The following is a 20,445-nucleotide window of genomic DNA, read 5'->3' as shown; positions in this document are numbered from 1 at the left end:
TGACGACTCTAGCGCGCGCGGCGAACACCCGTTCCCAGCCCTGTGGATAACTCGCTTCCCCGCAGCTCAGCCCGCCTGCCCGGCCGGCGGCCGCAGCCGTCATCGGGTCAGTACGGCGAGCCCGGTCCGCGGGCGGCGACGCCCAGATGCTCGCCCACCCGGTGCACCAGCAGCGTCATCTCGTAGGCGACCCGGCCGACATCGGCCTCCATGCCGCTGAGGACCGACAGGCAACTGCCGTCGCCCGCCGCGGTCACGAAAAGATAGCCCTCGTCGAACTCGACCATCGTCTGCCGGACCCCGCCCGTTCCGAACTGCCGGCCCGCGCCTTTGGCGAGGCTGTGGAAGCCCGACGAGACGGCGGCCAGATGCTCGGCGGCCGGCCGGTCGAGGCCGCCGCTGGCGCCGGTGACCAGACCGTCGTTGGACAGGACGAGTGCGTGCTGGACGTGCGGCACGCGCTGTGTCAGATCGTCGAGCAGCCACGCGAGCCTGTTGCTCACCGTCATCGCCCTGCCTCCCGTCTCCCCCTGCCCTAGAGCCTGTCGCGCCGGGCCCGCTTCGGCAACCCCGCCTCGGCGCGCCGCACCCGCCGAAGTGCCGGGCGCCGCCCGGGAACGGCGGAATTCAGCCGCCGCGCGGCGCGTACATGATGACACCCACCCCGACCAGGCAGATCACCGCTCCCGCGATGTCGAAGCGGTCCGGACGGTAACCGTCGGCTACCACGCCCCAGATGAGGGAGCCCGCCACGAAGACACCGCCGTACGCGGCCAGGATGCGGCCGAAGTCGGCGTCCGGCTGGAGGGTCGCGACGAATCCGTAGAGGCCCAGGGCCACGATGCCCGCGCCCATCCACCCGATGCCGCGGTGCTCGCGCACCCCTTGCCAGATCAGCCACGCGCCGCCGATCTCCAGCAGGGCGGCGAGAACGAAGAGGGCCGCGGAACGCAGGGTGATCATGCCACCATGATGCATGGCCAGTATCGGAAGCGAACGGCAGCGGCTGCGCCTCTTCTTCGGCGAGCGCGCCGAGGGCTGGGAGACCCGCTATCCCGGCGACACGCCCGCCTACACGGCGGCGGTCGCGGCGCTGGAGACGCCGCCCGGCGGTAGGGCCCTGGACGCGGGCTGCGGCAGCGCGCGGGCACTGCCGCTGCTGCGAGCGGCGGTCGGCCCGGCGGGCGAGGTCGTGGGCGTCGACCTGACGCCGGAGATGCTGCGCGAGGCCGTCCGGCTCGGGAGGCAGGCGGACGGCGCGCTGATCGAGGCGGACAGCGCACAACTGCCGCTCCAGGACCGGGCCTTCGACGTCGTCTTCGCAGCGGGCCTGCTCCACCATCTGCCCGATCCGGCAGCCGGGCTGCGCGAACTGGCCAGGGTGACGCGACCGGGCGGCCGGCTCGCGCTCTTCCATCCGCTGGGGCGGGCCGCGCTCGCCGCCCGCCGCGGCCACCGGTTGCGTACCGACGATGTCAGGGCGCGGCCGCAGCTCGACCCGCTGCTGTCCGCGACGGGCTGGGAGCTGTCGCTGCTCGACGACTCCGAGGAGCGCTATCTCGCGGTCGCGGTCAGGCAGCGGCACTGATCGCCGCCGCATAGGCCCGCGGGTTGTCGAACATGATGCAGTGCCCCGAGTCCGGCACCCCGACCACCCGGACGCCCGACGCGGTCAGGTCCGCCAGGTCGGCGATCTCGTCGCCGGCGTCGCCCACCAGGTAGGTGCGGGGGATGTCGAGGCCGGTCAGCATGGCGCGCATGGTCGGCTCCGTGCCGCGGAGCAGGCCGCACGCGCTGCGGTGCAGGGCCAGCGGGTCGGCGAGGCGCATGGTGGAGCGCCACAGCCAGCCGACCCGCTCCAAAGTGGCGGCGAAGCCGCCGCCGTGCACGAACTCCTCCTCGGACCAGCGGGCGATGCCGCTGCTGCCGGCACCTGGGACGGGCCCGGGGTCGAGGTTGGCCTCCGCCAGCACGAGCCTGGAGACCAGGTCGGGCCTGCGGTAGGCCAGCACGATCGCCACCGAGCCGCCCATGCTGTGCCCGACCACCTCGGCGCCCCGCACCCCGGCGGCGTCCAGGACCGCCGCGAGCGCGGCCGCGTGGTCCTCCAGGGAGTAGCCGAAGCCGGCGGGGCGGTCGCTGATGCCGAAGCCGGGCAGGTCGACGTAGAGCGTCCGCCGCCCGCCGAGTTCCGGATACGCGGACAGGTGGGCCGTATAGGGGCCCGTCGCCGCGCCCAGGCCGTGCACATGGACGCGGGCGGGGCCCGCCCCCTCCGCCTCGGTCCACCGGATGTACGCGCCGTCGGGGCCGAATTCCGTCTGCCGCATCACTGCCGCCTCTCTCGCCGGGTGCCGTTCCATGACGACAGCCGAACTATACATCGGTGTCGAGGTACTACGTCAACGGTGTACAGCGGAGGCGTGGCAGAATGGCGCCATGCTGGAACTCTCGATCCTGGGCTTCCTCCACGAGACGCCGCTGCACGGCTACGAGCTGCGCAAACGCGTCGCCGCGCTGACCGGGCACATCAAGCCGATCGCGGAGAGCACGCTCTACCCGGCGATCAAACGACTGGAGAAGTCGGGCTGGCTGCGGCGCGACCAGCAGCCCGGCGCGGTCGCCGCGCCGCGGCACGTACTGAGCCTGACGGACGGGGGCAGGGCGGAGCTGATGCGCCGGCTCGCCGAGCCCGAGCCCCTGGACATCAGCAACGAGAACCGCTGGTTCACCGTGCTCGCCTTCCTGCGGCACCTCGCCGATCCCGCCGCGCAGGCCGTGGTGCTGCGTCGCAGGCTCGCCTTCCTGGAGGAGCCGTCGAGCTTCTTCTACGCCGACGACCGCCCGGTGAGCGCGGAAGAGGTGGACGACCCCTTCCGGCAGGGCGTACTGGTCATCGCCCGCGCCACCAGCAGGGCCGAACTCGACTGGCTGCGGACCACCTTGGCGGCGCTCGACGCGGCCGCGTGAGCCGGGGCGAAAGGCCGGCGCCATAGCCGACGCGAAAGCGACGGCCAAGCCGGCGCCGCGGTTCCCCGGGCGCGGGCGCCCACCCCCTCGACGCGGACGTTACCCGCTGGTTAAGGTGCGCGGACCGGAATCGAGAGGGAGGGCGCCCCATGGCCGCGGCGGATCACACGGACGAAGACGACGAGCTGTTCGTGCTGACGGCCGCGATGCTCACGCCGGAGCGCTTCCCCGGGGTGCTCGGCGACGACTACCCCGCCGCGTGCGCGCACCTGGGCCTGACCCCGCTGACCGACGGCTACGGCCTGATGTTCGGTCAGGACGGCAGCGGCGCGCGCTGGACGGTCGCGACCACCGACGCCGCCATGGTCGCGTGCGCGCTCGCCGCCTGGGACTGCGGCCTCGAATACGAACTCGCCCCCGACGAGGACACGCTGGCCGCCTCGCTGCCGGGTTGGCCGCTGCCGGTCGCCGTCTCCGTGCCGGGCATCCCGGCGCCGCACGATCCCGTGGACGAGACGGCGGGACCCGCGCTCACGCCGCCCGACGTCTCGGTGTGGGGACCGCCGCAGCGGCGGCTGGGGGCCGACGAGATCGCCGCCCGGTGGTACGAGTGGCGCGACCAGCTGATGCCGACGGCCACGCAGGAAACGGACGCTGAAACGGAGTCCACGCCGGAAACGGAACCGGAAGCGGACTCCGCGGCGGCGCCGGTGGAGCAGGAGCAGCGGGAGGCGCCGGCACCCGGGCAGGACGCGGAGGAGGCCGAGGAGGCGGAGGCAGCGCCCCCGGACCCCGCGGAGGACGAAACGCCCGCGACCCCGGCGGCCGCGCCCGTAACACCCGCCGAAGCACCCGCGGCCTCCCACGAGGCGGCACCCCGCCCCTCGATCTCCCACGGCGGCATACGCCGCGCGCTGCAAGGCGCGGAGGAATACCTCCGCACTCCCCCGCCGCCCGGACGGGTGCGCACCACCGGCGGCTCGCTGCGGGCCGACGGGCCGGGCTGGAGCCTGGTCGCCAGGGCCGACGACGTCGCCTTCGTCCTGCTCGACGAGGCGCCCGGCGAAGTGCTGCCCGTCGGCCGCGGCCCCGCGCTCCCTCCGCTGCTCGAAGCCCTCGGCAAGCTGGCGTCCGCGCCGTCCTGACCGGGCGGCCCGGCCCGGGGCGTACGCGCCCGGGTCGTAAGCGCCCAGGTCGTAAGCGCCAAGGTCAGTCCGCCGCGATGTCCGCCGCCACCGCGTCGGCCGCCTTGCGCGCCGCGACCAGCACCGGGTCCCACACCGGTGAGAAGGGCGGGGCGTAGCCGAGGTCCAGGCCCACCACCTGTTCCACGGTCATGCCCGCGGTCAGTGCGACCGCTCCGACGTCGACGCGCTTGGCCGCGCCCTCGCCGCCGACCATCTGCAGGCCGAGCAGCCGCCCTGTGCGGCGTTCCGCGAGCATCTTGACCGTCATCGGGGCGGCGTCGGGGTAGTAGCCCGCGCGGCTGGTGGACTCGATGACCGCGGTCACGTACCGCAGCCCGGCGGCACGGGCCTGGGACTCCTTGAGGCCGGTGCGGGCGATCTCGACGTCGCAGACCTTGCTGACGGCGGTGCCGACCACGCCGGGGAAGGTGGCGTAGCCGCCGCCGATGTTGGTGCCGATGGTCTTGCCGTGCTTGTTGGCGTGGGTGCCGAGCGCGATGTGCTGGAGGGCGCCGGAGACCAGGTTGAGCACTTCGACGCAGTCGCCTCCCGCCCAGATCCGCTCGGTGCCGCGCACTCGCATGGACAGGTCGGTGAGCAGGCCGCCGTGTGCGCCGAGCGGCAGTCCCGCCTCGGCTGCGAGGTCGGTCTGCGGACGTACGCCGAGGCCGAGGACCACCAGGTCGGCGGGATGTTCCGCGGCGTCGGTGGCGACGGCGCGGACCCGGCCGTCCTCGCCGGTGAGCACCGCGCGGGCCGGGGCGCCGGAGACCACGCGCACCCCGAGACCTTCGAGCGCGTCGCGCACCAGTCGCCCCATATCCGGGTCGAGGGTCGTCATCGGCTGCTCGTTGCGGTCGATCAGCGTCACGTCCAGACCGTGCCGCAGCATCGCCTCGGCCATCTCCACGCCGATGTAGCCGCCGCCCATCACCACGGCGCGGCGAACTTCCGCGCGGTCCAGGCCGCGGAGCACCGCCTCGCCGTCGTCCAGGGTCTGCACACCGTGGACGCCCGGCGCGTCGATGCCGGGCAGCGGCGGGCGTACGGGAACCGCGCCGGTCGCGATGACCAGGTGGTCGTAGCCGGTCCACTGCTCGCCGCCGTCGGCGTCCCTGCTGCGGACCCGGCCGCGCTCCGGGTCGATCCCGACGACCTCGGTGCCGAGCCGCAGGTCGATGTCGCGGGCGCGGTGCTCCGCCGCGGTCCTGGCGACCAGCGCGTCGGGGCCCGGCACGGCGCCGCCGATCCAGTACGGGATGCCGCAGGCGGAGTAGGAGGTGTGGTGCCCGCGTTCGAAGGCGACGATCTCCAGGTCGTCGGCCGCCCGGCGGCGCCGCGCCTGGGAGGCGGCCGACATGCCCGCCGCGTCGCCGCCGATGACCACCAGGCGCTCCGTCATATGCCGTGCCACTCCTCTGCGACCGGTGCGGATCGGATGCAGCAGCCGCACCCGCACAGCACCCTACGTGCGACGGAACACCGGACCCGTACACGCCTCTTTACGTCACTCACATGTCCCAGTAACCTCACGAAGGTTCTTGCAGTAACTTGCGCAAGATATTCGGCCGTTCGTTCCGTGGCGCGCGGAAGTGACGGCCTCCCCGACACCGGCCGCCCGCGCGGCCCCGTCCGAGGAGTCCGACGTGAGATACCTTTCGCGCCATCACCGCACCATCAGGCCAGGCCCGCTCGCGGCCGTCCTCGCCGTCGTCACCGGGCTGCTTGCCGCCCTGCTCCCCGCGCTGTCCACCGGCGCGGCCCCCGCGGCGGCCGCCACGAGCGGGAACACCGCCACCGTCTACTACTCCACCACGGCGTCCAACTGGTCGGCGTACAAGCTGCACTGGGCGCCGGACGGCGGCAGCTGGACCACCGTGCCGGGCGTCGCCATGGACGCCGCCTGCACCGGCTGGGTGAAGAAGACCGTCGACCTGGGCACGGCCACCGGGTGGCAGGCCACCTTCAACAACGGCCAGGGCACCTGGGACAACAACGGCGGCAAGAACTACTCCCTTGGAACCGGCACCATCACCGTCAAGGACGGCGCCATAGCGCACAGCGACCCGTGTGCGGGCGGCACCACCGACCCGCCCATCACCTCCGCGACGGTCTTCTACTCCACCGCCACGGTGGGCTGGACCAGCGTCAACCTGCATTACGCGCCCACCGGGAAGGCCTGGACGACCGTGCCGGGCGTCGGCATGGACGCGGCCTGCACCGGCTGGGTGAAGAAGACCGTGGACCTCCAGGGGGCGACCGGTCTCGCGGCCACCTTCAACAACGGGAACGGCACCTGGGACAACGACAACGGCGCCAACTACGCGCTGTCCTCGGGTGTCAGCACCGTCAAGGACACCAAGGTCACCTCCCATGCCGCCGACCCCTGCGCGGCGGTCGTCCCCGACACCACGCCGCCCACCGTGCCAAGCGCGGTGAAGGCCACCGCCACCGACACGGCCGTGGTGCTGACCTGGAACCCGTCGACCGACGACACGGCCGTGGCGGGCTACCAGGTGACCCGCAGCGGCGGAACCAAGGGCACCGTGGTGACCAGCGTGGGCTCCACGGTCTTCTCGGAGTCCGGCCTGGAGGCGGAGACCGCCTACACCTACACCGTCGTGGCCCTGGACGCGGCGGGCAACGCCTCCGCCGCCTCGGCCGCGGCGACCGCCACCACCGGGCACGCCCCGCCGCCGGCCACCCCCGGCCAGATGATCGGCACCGACCCGCGCAAGGACCCGATCTACTTCGTGCTGACCGCCCGCTTCTACGACGGCGACACCGGCAACGACCGCGGCGGCAACCAGAACGTGGCCTCCGGCAACGCGGCGAACAACGACCCGATGTTCCGCGGCGACTTCAAGGGGCTGGTGCAGAAGCTCGACTACGTCAAGGCGCTCGGCTTCTCCGCGATCTGGATCACCCCGGTCGTGCTGAACCGCAGCGACTACGACTACCACGGCTACCACGGCTGGGACTTCTACCGGGTCGACCCGCGCCTGGAGTCGGCGGGGGCGTCGTATCAGGACCTGATCAACGCGGCCCATGCCAAGGGGATCAAGATCTACCAGGACGTGGTCTACAACCACAGCTCGCGGTGGGGCGCCAAGGGCCTGTTCGTGCCCACGGTCTACGGTGTCAGGGACTCGCAGTGGTCCTGGTACTACGACGAGAAGGAGCCGGGCTTCGCCTACGACGGTCTGACGATCGACCCCAAGACCGGCAAGTCGTACTACAACGGCGACCTGTGGTCCACTGCGGAGCCGACGGGCAACACCTGCCTGAACTGGGGCAGGCCCACCGGTCAGAAGAGCCCGGAGGGCTACACGCTCTACAACTGCCAGTGGCCGAACCCGACCTCGGGGATGTTCCCCGCCTCGCTCTACCACCAGTGCTGGATCGGCAACTGGGAGGGCGAGGACTCGCGTTCGTGCTGGCTCGCCGACGACCTCGCCGACTTCAACACCGAGAGCCCGGTGGTGCAGAACTACCTGATCGGCGCGTACAACAAGTACATCGACATGGGAGTCGACGGTTTCCGCATCGACACCGCGGTACACATCCCCCGGGTCACCTGGAACCGCCGCTTCCTGCCGGCGATCCAGCAGCGGGTGCTGCAGGACTGGGGTCCGGACAAGGCGCAGAATTTCTTCGTCTTCGGCGAGGTCGGCGCCTTCGTCAACGACAAGTGGAACCGCGGGTCGGTCAACCACTCGGCGCAGTTCTACACGTGGAAGGAGCGCAAGGACTACAGCCCGGACGACGCGACCGCGGCGATCGAGCAGTACAACTACGAGGAGCAGCTGGGCACCGGCAACCAGCCGACGTCGGCCAACGCCTTTCTCGAAGGCAACGTCTACCACACCCCGGACCACAGCAAATTCTCCGGGATGAACGTCATCGACATGCGCATGCACATGAATTTCGGTGACGCGCACAATGCCTTCAACAACGGCAAGGACTCCGACGACTCGACCAACGACGCCACCTACAACGTCGTCTACGTCGACAGCCACGACTACGGCCCCAACAAGTCGTCGGTGCGCTACACCGGCGGGCAGGACGCCTGGGCCGAGAACATGGCGCTGATGTGGACCTTCCGCGGGATCCCGACGCTCTACTACGGCTCGGAGATCCAGTTCCAGGCCGGCAAGACCATCGACTGCGGGCCGAGCTGCCCGCTGGCGACCACCGGCCGCGCCTACTACGGCGACCATGTGGAGGGGACGGTCACCGCCTCGGACTTCGGAACCGTCGCCAGTGCGTCGGGTCCGGTGGCCACCACTCTTGCGCAGCCGCTGGTCAAACATCTCCAGCGGCTGAACCAGATCCGGCGGGCGATCCCCGCGCTGCAGATGGGGCAGTACAGCACCGACGGTGTCAGCGGCGGCGGGATGTCCTTCAAGCGCCGCTACACCGACACCGCGTCGGGCGTGGACAGCTTCGCCCTGGTGACGGTGACCGACGCCGCGAGCTTCAGCGGCATCCCCGACGGCCGCTACGTGGACGCCGTCAGCGGCGACGTCAGGACCGTCACCGGCGGCACCCTGTCCATCGCCGCGCCCGGCAAGGGCGACATGCGCGTCTACGTGCTCGACCTCGGCGGCCGCAACGCAGCACCGGGCAAGGTCGGCGCGGACGGCCCCTACCTCAAGTAGGCCGGCCCCCTCCAGCCGTGCCCGCCCGGTCCTCCCGTGCCGCGGAGGACCGGGCGGGCACGGCACGCCCGGAGGCGCCCGCGGTCACGCGCCGGCGTCGTCCTCGGCGGCGAGCCGGTCCCTGGCGTCCATCAGCGCGAAGCCGAGCAGGTTGAGCCCCTTCCAACGCGCCGGGTCGTCGGCGCGCTCGTCGTCGGCCGCCAGCCCGATGCCCCACACCCGGTCCAGCGGGCTGGCCTCGACCAGCACCCGGCCGCCGGTCGCCAGCAGGAAGCGCCGCAGGTCACGGTGCTGCTCGAATTTGTGCCTGCTGCCCTCCGCGACCAGGGCGAACCGCTCCCGGCACCAGACCGCGTCGTCGAAGCCGCGCACGGAACGGCCGACGTCCTTGGCCGCCTTGGGATGGGTGGCGGCCACAGCGCGCCGCTCGGCGTCCGCGTCACCGAACAGCCGTGCCTTGCCGGCCATCATCCAGTGCTCGGCGGTGGCATAGGTGACGCCGTCGACGGTGAAGGGCGCGGGCCACCACTGGCTGAGGCAGCCGGGTCCTATGCTGCCGTCACGCTGCGGCTGGTGGCCCCAGAAGTGGAGGTACTTCACCCGGGGGCCGGCGGCGGCGTACGCGATCAGCGCGTCGACCGAGCGCAGCGGGGTCGGGGGGCAGGGCATGGCGGGTCAGACCCTTTCCAGGGGGCGGTGCGGGGGCGGGGGGAATTCGGCGGTGACCGTGTCGCCGGGGTGGAGGGTGCCGGGGGCCAGCACGACGGCCATGACGCCGGCCTTGCGGACGACGGCGCCGGACTCGTCGTGGCCGACGACCTGCTTGAGCAGGCCGGTGCGGAAGCGGTCGATCTGGCGGCAGGGATTGCGCAGGCCGGTGACCTCCACGACCGCGTCGGGGCCGAGACGCAGCCGGGTGCCGGCGGGCAGGGCGAGCAGGTCGATGCCGCGGGTCGTGACGTTCTCCCCCAGGTCGCCGGGGGCCACCGCATAGCCCGCCTCGCGCAGCTCGTCGAACAGCTCGGCATGGATCAGGTGGACCTGGCGGAGGTTGGGCTGCGTGGGGTCCTGGGCGATGCGGGACAGGTGCTGGACGGTGGCCCCGAGATGGGCGTCGCCCTCCACGCCGAGGCCGGCGAGCAGCCGGATGGCGGGACGGTTGGCCTTGCTGAACCGGTGGTCCGTGTCGCTGCTGACCGCGGTGACGGTGGCGTGACTCATCGGATGGTCTTCCCCTCGATCGGATGCCCTGACCCGATGACTCACCCTATTGGGGGAATGACCAGGTCAGCGACCGATTTGCCGCCGGCTCACCCGGCGCAGCCTGCGGCGCTGCGAGGAGTCGAGGGCGAGATACCCGGCGACCGGGATACCGACGATGATCAGGAAGAACAGCCACAGCGGGATCCAGTGCAGCAGGATCAGCCCGAGCACCACACCGCCGATGGCGACCTTTGCACGACCCGACATTGTCCCCGCCTCCGTTCACGGCGCCCCGTGGCCGAACGCCACGCCCTCATCGCCTTACGCCTACCCACAACAACGCGGCCCAGGCCGTTCTGGTTCCCTGCCTCACCTGCCGCGGGTCAGGCCCGCCCGCCGCAGGGCGTCGGCCATCGCGCCGCCGGCCTGCTGCGGCGCGGAGCCGCCGCCGCGCCGGTCGCCCTGCGCCGGCCTGCCGCCCTGCCGCGGTGCCTTGCCGCGGCGCTCGCCGCCGCCTGCGCCGTTGCCACCGCCCTCTGCGCCGCCGGCGGCCGCCTTGGGTTCGTCGTCGAGCCGCAGCGTCAGCGAGATCCGCTTGCGCGGCAGGTCCACGTCGAGCACCTTGACCCGCACGATGTCGCCGGACTTCACCACGTCGCGCGGGTCCGACACGTAGCTGCGGGACAGCGCCGACACGTGCACCAGTCCGTCCTGGTGGACGCCGACGTCCACGAACGCGCCGAAGGCCGCCACATTGGTCACGACGCCTTCGAGCAGCATCCCCGGCCGCAGGTCCTTCATCTCCTCCACGCCCTCCTTGAAGGCCGCGGTCTTGAAGGCCGGACGCGGGTCGCGGCCCGGCTTCTCCAGCTCGGCGAGGATGTCGGTGACGGTCGGCAGGCCGAAGGAGTCGTCGACGAAGTCCTGCGGGCGCAGGCCGCGCAGCACGGTCCCGTTGCCGATCAGCTCGGCGATGCCGGTGCCCGCGGTCTTACCGATCCTGCGGACCACCGGATACGCCTCAGGGTGCACCGCGGAGGCGTCGAGCGGGTCGTCGCCTCCGAGGATGCGCAGGAAGCCCGCGCACTGCTCGTACGCCTTCGGGCCGAGCCTGGCGACGTCCTTGAGGTCCTTGCGGGTGCGGAAGGGGCCGTTGGCGTCGCGGTGGGTGACGATGTTGGCGGCGAGGCCCTCGGTGATGCCGGAGACCCGGCGCAGCAGCGGTACGGACGCGGTGTTCACGTCGACCCCGACGCCGTTGACGCAGTCCTCGACGACCGCGTCGAGGGAGCGGGACAGCTTCACCTCGGACAGGTCGTGCTGGTACTGCCCGACTCCGATGGACCGCGGGTCGATCTTGACCAGCTCGGCCAGCGGGTCCTGGAGGCGGCGGGCGATGGACACCGCGCCGCGCAGTGACACGTCGAGCTCGGGCAGTTCCGCGGAGGCGTAGGCGGAGGCGGAGTAGACCGAGGCGCCCGCCTCGGAGACCACGGCCTTGGTCAGGTCCAGCTCGGGGTGCGCCTTGATCAGCTCCGCGGCGAGCTTGTCGGTCTCGCGCGACGCGGTGCCGTTGCCGATCGCGATCAGGTCGACCCGGTGGGCCGCGGCGAGGCGGGCCAGGGTCGCCAGCGACTCGTCCCAGCGGTTGCGCGGCACATGGGGATAGATCGTGTCGGTGGCGACCACCTTGCCGGTCGCGTCGACCACGGCGACCTTGACGCCGGTGCGCAGGCCCGGGTCGAGGCCCATGGTGGCCCGGGTGCCGGCGGGGGCGGCCAGCAGCAGGTCCCGCAGGTTGGTGGCGAAGACCCGGACGGCCTCGTCCTCGGCCTCCTGGCGCAGCCGGACCCGCAGGTCGATGCCGAGCCTGACCAGGAAGCGGGTGCGCCAGGCCCAGCGGACGGTGTCGGCGAGCCACTTGTCGCCGGGGCGGCCGCGGTCGGCGACGCCGAAGCGCTGGGCGATGCGCCGCTCGAAGCTCGTCGGGCCCTCGCCGGGCTCCTCGGGCTCCAGGGTCAGGTCGAGGACCTCCTCCTTCTCGCCGCGCAGCATCGCCAGCACCCGGTGTGAGGGCAGCTTGGTGAAGGGCTCGGCGAAGTCGAAGTAGTCGGCGAACTTCGCGCCGGCCTCCTCCTTGCCCTCGCGCACCTTCGCCACCAGCCGGCCGCGGTTCCACATCCGGGTGCGCAGCTCGCCGACCAGGTCGGCGTCCTCGGAGAAGCGCTCGGTGAGGATGGACCGCGCGCCGTCCAGGGCGGCCGCCGCGTCCTCCACGCCGTTGTCCGCGGAGACGTACGCGGCCGCCGCGGTCTGCGGGTCGAGCCCGGGGTCGGCGAGCAGGGAGTCCGCGAGGGGTTCCAGGCCGGCCTCGCGGGCGATCTGCGCCTTGGTGCGCCGCTTGGGCTTGTACGGCAGGTAGATGTCCTCAAGGCGGGCCTTGGAATCCGCGGCCATGATCTGCGCCTTGAGCGCGTCGTCGAGCTTGCCCTGCGCCTCGATCGACTCCAGGACGGCGGCTCGCCGCTCGTCCAGCTCCCGTAGATAGCGCAGCCGCTCCTCCAGGTTGCGCAGCTGCTCGTCGTCCAGGGTGCCGGTGGCCTCCTTGCGGTAGCGCGCGATGAACGGCACGGTGGCCCCGCCGTCGAGCAGGTCGACGGCCGCCCGCACCTGACCTTCGCGTACGCCCAACTCCTCGGCGATCCTGCGTTCGACCGAAACGTTGCCGCTGATGATGCCGCTCCTCAGACCCGGGCCGAGACGCGTGACGCTCGGCGTTGCCAGCATCGTAGACGCCGCCGGGCGCCCGTATGCGGCAAGGCGGCCGCGGGTCGGCCGGCGGTCAGGCAAGCGCCTTCTCGAACCAGTGGTCGGCGTACGGGCTGTCGTTGTACCGCTCGATCTCGCGGTAGCCGTGCCGGGCGTAGAGCGCACGGGCCTCCACCAGGTCCGCACGGGTGTCCAGGCGCAGCCGCTCGGCGCCGAAGGTGTCGCGGGCGAAGCCCTCGGCGGCGGCGATCAGGCCGCCCGCCACGCCGCGCCTGCGGGCCTCGGGGCCGACGTACATCCGGGTCAGCTCCGCCATGTCGGCGGTCAGCACCCGCACGCCCAGGCAGCCCACCGCGGCGCCGCCGATCCTGGCGACGACGAAGATGCCGGTGGGCGGCACCAGGTCGTCGCTCGGCTCCCGCGTGATCACCTCGGAGACTTCCGCGTCATCGGCCGGCCGGCCGTGGTAACGGGTGATCAACTCGGCGTAATACCGGCGGATCAGCGTGACCGAGTCGGGGTGCGACACTGGTAGGGGCGCGGCCGTCCAGTCGGCCGTGCAGAGATCGTCCGTGGTCATGCGGTCCATCCTGGCAGCAGTCGGGTGGGGATATCCCCCGGTTTTCGGGGGGTCTGGCACCCCGGTGAGCCGGGTGATGGCGCCATGGTCCGCGACGGGCGGTGGTTCGTAGCGTCGCAGTACGGCCCGGCCGGGTCGTCATGCCGGACACCGCCCGTCAACCGAGGAGCGTCCATGCCGACCGTTCTGACCACCGTCGAACCTCCCGAGCGGGTCCCCGACGCCGGGTCCAGCGAATTCACCCCGCTGCTGCGCGCGGTGCGGGAGGCCGGGTTGCTGCGGCGCCGGCGGGGGCACTACGTGACGTCGATCGCGGTGAACCTGCTGGCGATGGCCGCGGTGTGGACCGCCGTGGCGCTGGTCGGCGGCACCGGGTCGTGGTGGGTGCTGGCGCTCGCGCTGCCGGCCGCGGTGCTGTCGGCGCGCAGCGGCTTCGTCGGGCATGACGCCGGGCACCAGCAGATAGCCGCGGGCCGCCGTACGAACCGGACCCTCGCGCTTTTCCACGGCAATCTGCTGCTGGGTATGGGCGCGGCCTGGTGGGCCGACAAGCACAACAGGCACCACGCGAATCCCAACCACGTGGGCAAGGACCCGGACGTGGAGGTGGGCGCGCTGGTGTGGACGCGGGCGCAGGCCGTCGAAAGGCAGGGCTTCGCCCGCTTCCTGACCCGGCATCAGGCGCGGCTGTTCTTCCCGATGCTGCTGCTCGAAGGGCTGGCGCTGAAGGTGGCCAGCTTCCAGGACCTGCGCCGGCTCGACCGCAGGGGGCGGCTGATCGAGGGCTCGCTGCTGGTGGCGCATCTGGCGGGTTACGCGGCGCTGCTGCTGACCGCGCTCCCGCTGCCGCAGGCCATCGCCTTCGCCGCCCTGCACCACGCGCTGTTCGGGCTGCACCTGGGCTGCGCCTTCGCCCCGAACCACAAGGGCATGGAGATGCCGGAGGAAGGTGCGCGCTGGGGGCATCTGCGGCGCCAGGTGCTGACCTCGCGCAATGTACGCGGCAACCCGGTGGTGGACTTTCTCCTCGGCGGGCTCAACTACCAGATAGAGCACCACCTCTTCCCGAGCCTGCCCCGCCCGCACCTGCGGCTCGCGCGCCCGCTGGTGCGCGCCCATTGCGCCCGCGTCGGCGTCCCGTACACCGAGACGGGGCTGTACGACTCCTATGCGCAGGCGCTCGGCCACATGCACGCGGTCGGCGCTCCGCTGCGCTGACCGCGAGGCCGGCCGCGACGGCGGGCGCGCAGCCGACCGGAAGGCGCACCGGGCTCACAGCCGGGCGGGTTCGGCGGTCCCGTACAGCCAGGTCGCGAAGAGCGGCTTCAGGTCGCGGGTGGTCAGCCCGGCGCAATAGGCGGTGAAGTCGGCGGTGGAGGCGTTGCCGTGGAAATGGGCGGCGGGCCAGCCGCGCAGCAGTTTCGCGAACGCAGCGTCCCCGAGGGCCTGGTGGAGCTGGTAGAGGACCAGGGCGCCTCGGTCGTAGACGGGCCGCGCGGAGACGTCGGCGGCCGTGGGCGGCGCGGCGGGCGGGAAGGCCCACGCCGCCGGGTCGGCGAAGGCGGCGGCCGCACTGCGGGAGACGGGAACGCCGTCCTCGCGCTCCTCCCAGAGCCATGTCGCGTAGGTCGCGAAGCCCTCGTTGAGCCACATGTCCTGCCAGCTGCTCGGGGTGACGGAGTCGCCGAACCACTGGTGCGACAGCTCGTGCACGAGCGTCGGCACGGCCACCGCGGGGCCGTCGCCGTCGCCGGGGAAGACCGGGCGGTTCTGGGTCTCCAGCGCGTAGCCGACCTGCCCGGACGGCAGGTGGTCCACGACGGCGCCGGCGGAGCCGAAGGGGTAGCTGCCGAAGAGGCCGCTCTCCCAGTCCACGATCTGCGGCAATCGGCGCAGCGCGGCCGCGGTCCGCGGGTCGTCGGAGCGCGGGTCCACCGCGGTGTACAGCGCCACCCCGCCCGGGGTGCGGGAGCGGGTGACGGTGTAGTGCCCGATGCCGACGGTGGCCAGATACGTGGCCATGGGCGCGGCACTGTGCCAGTGGAAGGCGGTGCGTCCCCCGGCGGTACGTGTGCCGGCGAGCTCGCCGTTGGACACCGCGGTCAGCCCGTCGGGTACCGACATGGTCAGGTCGAAGGCGGCCTTGTCCGACGGGTGGTCGTCGCCGGGGAACCAGGCCATCGACCCGACGGGTTCGCCGAGCGCCAGGGCGCCGTCGTCGGTACGGAACCAGCCCTCGTGCGAGCCGTCGGGGTCGGTGACAAGCCGGGGTACTCCCGCGTAGGCCACGGTGGTCTCGAAGCGGGCTCCCCGCCGCAATGTACGGGCGGGCCGGACGGTCAGCTCGGTGCCGGAGCGGGTGGCGCGGGCCGTGCGCCCGTCGACGCCGACGCGGCTGACGGTCAGGCCGGCGAGGTCGAGGTCGAAGCTGCTGAGGTCCCGGGTCGCGGTGGCGGTGATCAGCGCGGTGCCGGACAGCCGCCCGGAGCCGGGGTCGTAGGACAGGTCGAGCCCGTAGTGCGTGACGTCGTAGCCGCCGTTGCCCGCCGCGGGGAAGAGCCGGTCGCCCAGGCCGGGGGCGCCGGCGGACGGTGTGCCGCCGCCGGAGCAGGACAGCAGGCAGGCCAGCGCGGCGCCGGCGAGGCAGGCCGAGAGCGGCCGCCGGGCGGCGTGCGGGAGGGCGCGCGGGGCGGTTCTGCGCAGGGGCACGGGCGCCAGCGTACGAGGTGGGGAGGGACGCCCGCGGGTGGCGGGGGACTGTGGCGTCTTCCGTGGCCGGCCGGTGGCAGCGATGCGGCGGCGTCTTTCACAGCGCCGGTGGCACAGCGATACTGTTGCGGTGCCGCAGACCGCCCTGACCATCGACGAGCTGGCCGCCCGCGCCGGGGTGACCGTACGCACCGTCCGCTTCTACAGCGCCCGCGGCCTGCTGCCGCCGCCCGAGATCGGGCCGCGCCGGGTAGGGCGGTACGGCGGCCGGCATCTGGCCCGGCTGGCGCTGATCGAGGAGCTGCAGCAGCAGGGCCTGACGCTGGCGGCGATCGAGCGCTACCTGGCGCAGCTGCCCGAGTCGATCAGCGAGCACGACCTGGCGATCCACCGGGCGCTGGTGGCGTCCTGGCTGCCCGGGGGCAGCGCGCGGGTCGGCCGGGAGCAGCTGGAGCAGCGGGCGGGCCGCCCGCTCGGCGACGCCGACGTGGAGCGGCTCGCGGCGATGAACGTCCTTCAGCCGACCGCGGACCCTGATGTCTTCGTGGTCGACCCGGGCACCCTGCACCTGGGGATGCGGCTGCTCGACATGCCGATACCGCTGGAGGCGATCGTCGCGGCCAGGGAGGCGATGCAGCGGCACGCGCGGGCGGCCGCGTCGGCGATCAGCCGGATCTTCCGCGAGTCGGTGTGGGAGCCGGTGCGGGAGTCCGAACCGGACGCCGCGATGCGGTCGCTGTCGGCGCAGATGCAGCCGCTGGTGGTGCAGGCGCTGGTGACGACCTTCCAGCGGTCGCTGAACGAGCAGCTGTGGGCCTGGCCGGCGCCCGCCGCGGAGCAAGCCCTGACCCGACCGCGGGAGGCGGGCAGCGGCCCGTGTGGGCCCCTTCCCGGCGGGGCGCCGGGAAGGGGCCCAGGTGTCAGCCGGCGGCCCTGCGGTCGGTGAAGGTCTCGCCGCGTTCGGCCATGGCCACCAGCAGCGCCGGCGGGTTGAAGCGCTCGCCGTATGCCGCGGCCAGTTCCCGCGCCCTGGCGGTGAAGCCGGCGACGCCGCCCGGGTAGCCGTTGACGTACTGCAGGACGCCGCCGGTCCAGGCGGGGAAGCCGATGCCGAGCACCGAGCCGACGTTGGCGTCGGCGACCGAGGTGAGCACGCCCTCCTCCAGCAGCCGCACGCTGTCGAGCGACTCGGAGAAGAGCATCCGCTCCTTCAGGTCGGCGAAGGGGATCTCGACGTCCTTCTTGCCGAAGTGCTCGGCCAGCCCCGGCCACAGGCCGGTCCTGCGGCCGTCGGCGTAGTCGTAGAAGCCGGCGCCGCCGCTGCGGCCGGTGCGGCCGAACTCCTCGACCATCCGGTCGATGACCGCCTCGGCCGGGTGCGCGCTCCAGTCGCCGCCGGCCGCCTCGACCGCGGCGCGGGTCTCCCGGCTGATCCGGACGAACAGCGTCAGGGTCAGCTCGTCGAGCAGCGACAGCACCTTGGCCGGGTAGCCGGCCTGTGCGGCCGCCTGCTCGACGGAGGCGGCCGGGACGCCCTCGGCGATCATCGCGACGCCCTCGTTGATGAAGTTGCTGATCACCCGGGAGGTGAAGAAGCCGCGCGAGTCGTTCACCACGATCGGTGTCTTGCGGATCTGCCGCACCAGGTCGAAGGCACGGGCCAGCGCCTCCTCGCCGGTCCGCTCGCCCTTGATGATCTCCACCAGCGGCATCCGGTCGACCGGTGAGAAGAAGTGCAGGCCGATGAAGTCCGCGGCGCGGCCGACGCCTTCCGCGAGCTCCGAGATGGGCAGCGTGGAGGTGTTGGAGCACAGCAGCGCGTCAGGCGCCACGATGTCCTCGATCTCCTGGAAGACCTTGTGCTTGAGCGCGGCGTCCTCGAAGACCGCCTCGATGACCGCGTCGCAGCCGGCCAGGTCCGCGGGCTCGGCGGTGGGGGTGATCCTGGCCAGCAGCGCCTCCCGCTTCTCGGCGGTCGTACGCCCCTTGGCGAGCGCCTTGTCCAGCAGCCTCGCGGAGTAGGCCTTGCCGCGCTCCGCGGCCTCCAGGGTGACGTCCTTGAGTACGACGTCGATGCCGGCCCTGGCGCAGGAGTAGGCGATGCCCGCGCCCATCATGCCGGCGCCGAGCACCGCCACCCGGGTGACCTGGCGGGCCGGTACGCCCGCTGGGCGGCCGGCGCCGGAGTTGACGGCCTGCATGTCGAAGAAGAAGGCCTGGATCATGTTCTTCGAGATCGGGCCGCAGGCAAGCTCGGTGAAGTAGCGCGCCTCGATCACCGAGGCGTTCTCGAAGTCCACCTGGGAACCCTCGACGGCGGCCGCCAGGATGTTGCGCGGCGCCGGGTAGGGGGCTCCCGCCAGCTGCTTGCTCAGGTTGGCGGGGAAGGCCGGAAGGTTGGCGGCGAAGGCGGGTGTCTTCGGGGTGCCGCCGGGGATCTTGTAGCCGGGGACGTCCCAGGGCTGCCGGGACTCGGGGTTGGCGTCGATGAAGGCGCGGGCGGCGGCGAGCATGGCGTCGCGGTCGGCGGCGACCTCGTGGATCAGGCCCGCGGCCAGGGCGCGCGGCGCCGAGTACTGGGTGCCCTGGAGCAGCACCTTGAGCAGGGCGTCGGCGATGCCGAGCAGCCGTACGGTCCTGACGACACCGCCGCCGCCGGGCAGCAGGCCGAGGGTGACCTCGGGCAGGCCGATCTTGGTGCCCGGCGTGTCGAGGGCGATCCGGTGGTGGCAGGCCAGCGCGATCTCGTAGCCGCCGCCCAGTGCCGCGCCGTTGATGGCGGCGACGACGGGCTTGCCGAGGGTCTCCAGGCGGCGCAGCAGGCGCTTGATGCGCAGGGTGCCGGCGAAGACCTGCTCGGCGTCCTCGGGGGTGGCGCGGATCAGGTCGCGGAGGTCGCCGCCGGCGAAGAAGGTCTTCTTCGCGGAGGTGACGACGACACCGCGGATGTCGTCGATGCCGGCTTCCAGCCGGTCGACCACGGCGTCGAGGGATTCGGTGAAGGCGGCGTTCATGGTGTTGGCCGACTGCGCGGGGTCGTCGAGGACGAGGGTGACGACGCCGTCCGCGTCCTGCTCCCAGCGGATGGTGGTGGGCTCGCTCATGTCGGGTTGGCTCCGTTTGCGGCGGGTCGGGGCGGGGGCAGGGCGGGTCAGACGCGTTCGACGACGGTGGCGACGCCCATGCCGCCGCCGACGCAGAGGGTGACGAGCCCGCGGCGCAGGTCGCGGCGCTCCAGCTCGTCGACGAGGGTGCCGAGCAGCATCGCGCCGGTGGCGCCGAGCGGGTGGCCCATGGCGATGGCGCCGCCGTTGACGTTGACCTTGTCCAGGCCGACGCCCATGTCCGCGGCGAAGCGCAGCACGACGGCGGCGAAGGCCTCGTTCATCTCGATGAGGTCGATGTCGTCGATGGTCAGTCCGGCCTTGGCGAGCGCCTTGCGGCTGGCGGGGGCCGGGCCGGTGAGCATGATGGTCGGCTCGGAGCCGGAGACGGCCGCGGAGACGATACGGGCGCGCGGGACCAGGCCGTAGCGCTCGCCGATCTCCCGGCTGCCGATCGCCACCAGGGCGGCGCCGTCCACGATGCCGGAGGAATTCCCCGCGTGGTGGACATGGTCGATCTTCTCGACCCAGTGGTATTTCTGCAGCGCGACCGCGTCGAAACCTCCGAGGTCGCCGATGTCGGCGAAGGACGGCTTGAGCGAGGCCAGCGACTCGGGGGTGGTGCCGGGGCGCAGGTGCTCGTCGTGGTCGAGCACCACGAGGCCGTTGCGGTCCCGTACCGGCACCACCGAGCGGGCGAAGCGGCCGTCCTTCCAGGCCTCGGCGGCGCGCTCCTGCGACAGGGCCGCGTAGCTGTCCACGTCGTGCCGGGAGTAGCCGCCGATGGTGGCGATGAGGTCGGCGCCGATGCCCTGCGGGGCGAACCCGGTCGCGAAGCTGGTCATCGGGTCCATGGCCCAGGCGCCGCCGTCGGTGCCCATCGCCACGCGGGACATCGACTCGACCCCGCCGGCCAGCACCAGGTCCTCCCAGCCGGAGCGCACCTTGGCCGCCGCCATGTTGACCGCTTCGAGGCCCGAGGCGCAGAAGCGGTTCGCCTGGACGCCGGCCACCGTGTCGGGCAGGCCGGCGGCGACCGCCGCGATACGGGCGATGTCGGAGCCCTGGTCGCCGATCGGGCTGACCACGCCGAGCACGATGTCGTCGATCGCGGCCGGGTCGAGGTTCGGGTAGCGGTCGCGCAGCTCGTGGATGAGGCCGACGACCAGGTCGATCGGCTTGGTGCCGTGCAGGGATCCGTTGGCCTTTCCGCGCCCTCGCGGGGTGCGGACGGCGTCGTAGACGTAGGCGTCGGTGCTCAA

At 72.6% G+C, this 20,445-nt stretch carries 18 protein-coding genes; 6 read left to right on the top strand and 12 right to left on the bottom strand.

Annotated features, from left to right (window positions below):
• Positions 1–107: 107 nt before the first annotated feature.
• Positions 108–509 (bottom strand): roadblock/LC7 domain-containing protein, encoded by a 402-nt coding sequence (locus BUE44_RS09080; protein ID WP_073495912.1) that lies wholly within the window; start codon positions 507–509, stop codon positions 108–110.
• Positions 510–627: 118 nt separating this feature from the next.
• The gene (locus BUE44_RS09075; protein WP_073495910.1) at positions 628–963 is read right to left on the bottom strand and encodes a YnfA family protein; all 336 of its coding nucleotides are present in this window, start codon (positions 961–963) and stop codon (positions 628–630) included.
• 13 nt (positions 964–976) lie between these two features.
• Between BUE44_RS09075 and BUE44_RS09070 the strand changes: the two genes are divergently transcribed.
• Complete coding sequence (locus BUE44_RS09070) at positions 977–1,588, top strand: class I SAM-dependent methyltransferase (RefSeq protein WP_073495908.1); 612 nt, start codon at positions 977–979, stop codon at positions 1,586–1,588.
• Here BUE44_RS09070 and BUE44_RS09065 read toward each other — a convergent pair.
• Positions 1,572–2,330, bottom strand: coding sequence for an alpha/beta fold hydrolase (locus tag BUE44_RS09065; protein ID WP_073495906.1), 759 nt, complete (start codon positions 2,328–2,330; stop codon positions 1,572–1,574). The genes BUE44_RS09070 and BUE44_RS09065 overlap by 17 nt on opposite strands.
• 109 nt (positions 2,331–2,439) lie before the next feature.
• Here BUE44_RS09065 and BUE44_RS09060 point away from each other — a divergent pair, with 109 nt between their 5' ends.
• Entirely contained in the window at positions 2,440–2,970 is a 531-nt protein-coding gene (locus tag BUE44_RS09060; protein WP_073495903.1) for a PadR family transcriptional regulator, read from the top strand.
• Between the two features lie 149 nt (positions 2,971–3,119).
• Entirely contained in the window at positions 3,120–4,115 is a 996-nt protein-coding gene (locus BUE44_RS09055) for a hypothetical protein (RefSeq protein ID WP_073495901.1), read from the top strand.
• 64 nt (positions 4,116–4,179) lie between these two features.
• Here the strand turns inward: BUE44_RS09055 and BUE44_RS09050 are convergent, their stop codons facing one another.
• Positions 4,180–5,559, bottom strand: coding sequence for an FAD-dependent oxidoreductase (locus tag BUE44_RS09050; RefSeq protein WP_073495899.1), 1,380 nt, complete (start codon positions 5,557–5,559; stop codon positions 4,180–4,182).
• Between the two features lie 244 nt (positions 5,560–5,803).
• Between BUE44_RS09050 and BUE44_RS09045 the strand changes: the two genes are divergently transcribed.
• Positions 5,804–8,818 (top strand): carbohydrate binding domain-containing protein, encoded by a 3,015-nt coding sequence (locus BUE44_RS09045; protein ID WP_073496219.1) that lies wholly within the window; start codon positions 5,804–5,806, stop codon positions 8,816–8,818.
• Positions 8,819–8,902: 84 nt separating this feature from the next.
• Here BUE44_RS09045 and BUE44_RS09040 read toward each other — a convergent pair whose 3' ends face one another.
• The 5 genes from BUE44_RS09040 to BUE44_RS09020 form a co-directional block, all read right to left on the bottom strand.
• Positions 8,903–9,487 carry an NADAR family protein gene (locus tag BUE44_RS09040; protein WP_073495898.1) on the bottom strand — a complete coding sequence of 195 codons (585 nt, stop codon included), beginning with the start codon at positions 9,485–9,487 and terminating at the stop codon, positions 8,903–8,905.
• Positions 9,488–9,493: 6 nt separating this feature from the next.
• A complete protein-coding gene (locus tag BUE44_RS09035; protein WP_073495896.1) occupies positions 9,494–10,039 on the bottom strand; it encodes an MOSC domain-containing protein in 546 nt (181 codons plus the stop codon).
• 66 nt (positions 10,040–10,105) lie between these two features.
• Positions 10,106–10,288 carry a hypothetical protein gene (locus BUE44_RS09030; RefSeq protein ID WP_073495893.1) on the bottom strand — a complete coding sequence of 61 codons (183 nt, stop codon included), beginning with the start codon at positions 10,286–10,288 and terminating at the stop codon, positions 10,106–10,108.
• Between the two features lie 102 nt (positions 10,289–10,390).
• A complete protein-coding gene (locus tag BUE44_RS09025) occupies positions 10,391–12,808 on the bottom strand; it encodes a Tex family protein (RefSeq protein ID WP_079189605.1) in 2,418 nt (805 codons plus the stop codon).
• Between the two features lie 55 nt (positions 12,809–12,863).
• The gene (locus tag BUE44_RS09020; RefSeq protein ID WP_073495891.1) at positions 12,864–13,370 is read right to left on the bottom strand and encodes a GNAT family N-acetyltransferase; all 507 of its coding nucleotides are present in this window, start codon (positions 13,368–13,370) and stop codon (positions 12,864–12,866) included.
• A gap of 174 nt (positions 13,371–13,544) precedes the next feature.
• On the opposite strand from BUE44_RS09020, the gene BUE44_RS09015 reads away from it, so the two are divergent.
• The gene (locus BUE44_RS09015; protein ID WP_073495888.1) at positions 13,545–14,588 is read left to right on the top strand and encodes a fatty acid desaturase family protein; all 1,044 of its coding nucleotides are present in this window, start codon (positions 13,545–13,547) and stop codon (positions 14,586–14,588) included.
• A 54-nt stretch (positions 14,589–14,642) separates the two neighbouring features.
• Here BUE44_RS09015 and BUE44_RS09010 read toward each other — a convergent pair whose 3' ends face one another.
• Positions 14,643–16,079, bottom strand: coding sequence for a M1 family metallopeptidase (locus BUE44_RS09010; RefSeq protein WP_235001982.1), 1,437 nt, complete (start codon positions 16,077–16,079; stop codon positions 14,643–14,645).
• A gap of 82 nt (positions 16,080–16,161) precedes the next feature.
• Here BUE44_RS09010 and BUE44_RS09005 point away from each other — a divergent pair, with 82 nt between their 5' ends.
• The gene (locus BUE44_RS09005) at positions 16,162–17,025 is read left to right on the top strand and encodes a MerR family transcriptional regulator (protein WP_079189625.1); all 864 of its coding nucleotides are present in this window, start codon (positions 16,162–16,164) and stop codon (positions 17,023–17,025) included.
• Here the strand turns inward: BUE44_RS09005 and BUE44_RS09000 are convergent.
• Both BUE44_RS09000 and BUE44_RS08995 read right to left on the bottom strand, forming a co-directional pair.
• Positions 17,000–19,183, bottom strand: a complete 2,184-nt coding sequence (locus BUE44_RS09000; RefSeq protein ID WP_073495884.1) for a 3-hydroxyacyl-CoA dehydrogenase NAD-binding domain-containing protein — start codon at positions 19,181–19,183, stop codon at positions 17,000–17,002. The two genes, BUE44_RS09005 and BUE44_RS09000, sit on opposite strands and share 26 nt — an antisense overlap.
• A gap of 47 nt (positions 19,184–19,230) precedes the next feature.
• On the bottom strand, positions 19,231–20,445 hold the full coding sequence (locus tag BUE44_RS08995; protein WP_073495882.1) for an acetyl-CoA C-acetyltransferase: 1,215 nt from the start codon (positions 20,443–20,445) through the stop codon (positions 19,231–19,233).

It is taken from the genome of Actinacidiphila paucisporea (genome assembly GCF_900142575.1).
Lineage (GTDB): Bacteria > Actinomycetota > Actinomycetes > Streptomycetales > Streptomycetaceae > Actinacidiphila > Actinacidiphila paucisporea.
This window is presented reverse-complemented; position numbering and strand designations above follow the sequence as displayed.

Coding starts and splice junctions, on each gene's coding strand:
- BUE44_RS09005 (WP_079189625.1), top strand. CDS start 16,162: ATGCGGCGGCGTCTTTCACAGCGCCGGTGGCACAGCGATACTGTTGCG.
- BUE44_RS09000 (WP_073495884.1), bottom strand. CDS start 19,183: ATGAGCGAGCCCACCACCATCCGCTGGGAGCAGGACGCGGACGGCGTC.
- BUE44_RS09060 (WP_073495903.1), top strand. CDS start 2,440: ATGCTGGAACTCTCGATCCTGGGCTTCCTCCACGAGACGCCGCTGCAC.
- BUE44_RS09035 (WP_073495896.1), bottom strand. CDS start 10,039: ATGAGTCACGCCACCGTCACCGCGGTCAGCAGCGACACGGACCACCGG.
- BUE44_RS09020 (WP_073495891.1), bottom strand. CDS start 13,370: ATGACCACGGACGATCTCTGCACGGCCGACTGGACGGCCGCGCCCCTA.
- BUE44_RS09070 (WP_073495908.1), top strand. CDS start 977: ATGGCCAGTATCGGAAGCGAACGGCAGCGGCTGCGCCTCTTCTTCGGC.
- BUE44_RS09025 (WP_079189605.1), bottom strand. CDS start 12,808: ATGCTGGCAACGCCGAGCGTCACGCGTCTCGGCCCGGGTCTGAGGAGC.
- BUE44_RS09040 (WP_073495898.1), bottom strand. CDS start 9,487: ATGCCCTGCCCCCCGACCCCGCTGCGCTCGGTCGACGCGCTGATCGCG.
- BUE44_RS09065 (WP_073495906.1), bottom strand. CDS start 2,330: ATGCGGCAGACGGAATTCGGCCCCGACGGCGCGTACATCCGGTGGACC.
- BUE44_RS09030 (WP_073495893.1), bottom strand. CDS start 10,288: ATGTCGGGTCGTGCAAAGGTCGCCATCGGCGGTGTGGTGCTCGGGCTG.
- BUE44_RS09080 (WP_073495912.1), bottom strand. CDS start 509: ATGACGGTGAGCAACAGGCTCGCGTGGCTGCTCGACGATCTGACACAG.
- BUE44_RS09050 (WP_073495899.1), bottom strand. CDS start 5,559: ATGACGGAGCGCCTGGTGGTCATCGGCGGCGACGCGGCGGGCATGTCG.
- BUE44_RS09015 (WP_073495888.1), top strand. CDS start 13,545: ATGCCGACCGTTCTGACCACCGTCGAACCTCCCGAGCGGGTCCCCGAC.
- BUE44_RS09075 (WP_073495910.1), bottom strand. CDS start 963: ATGATCACCCTGCGTTCCGCGGCCCTCTTCGTTCTCGCCGCCCTGCTG.
- BUE44_RS09055 (WP_073495901.1), top strand. CDS start 3,120: ATGGCCGCGGCGGATCACACGGACGAAGACGACGAGCTGTTCGTGCTG.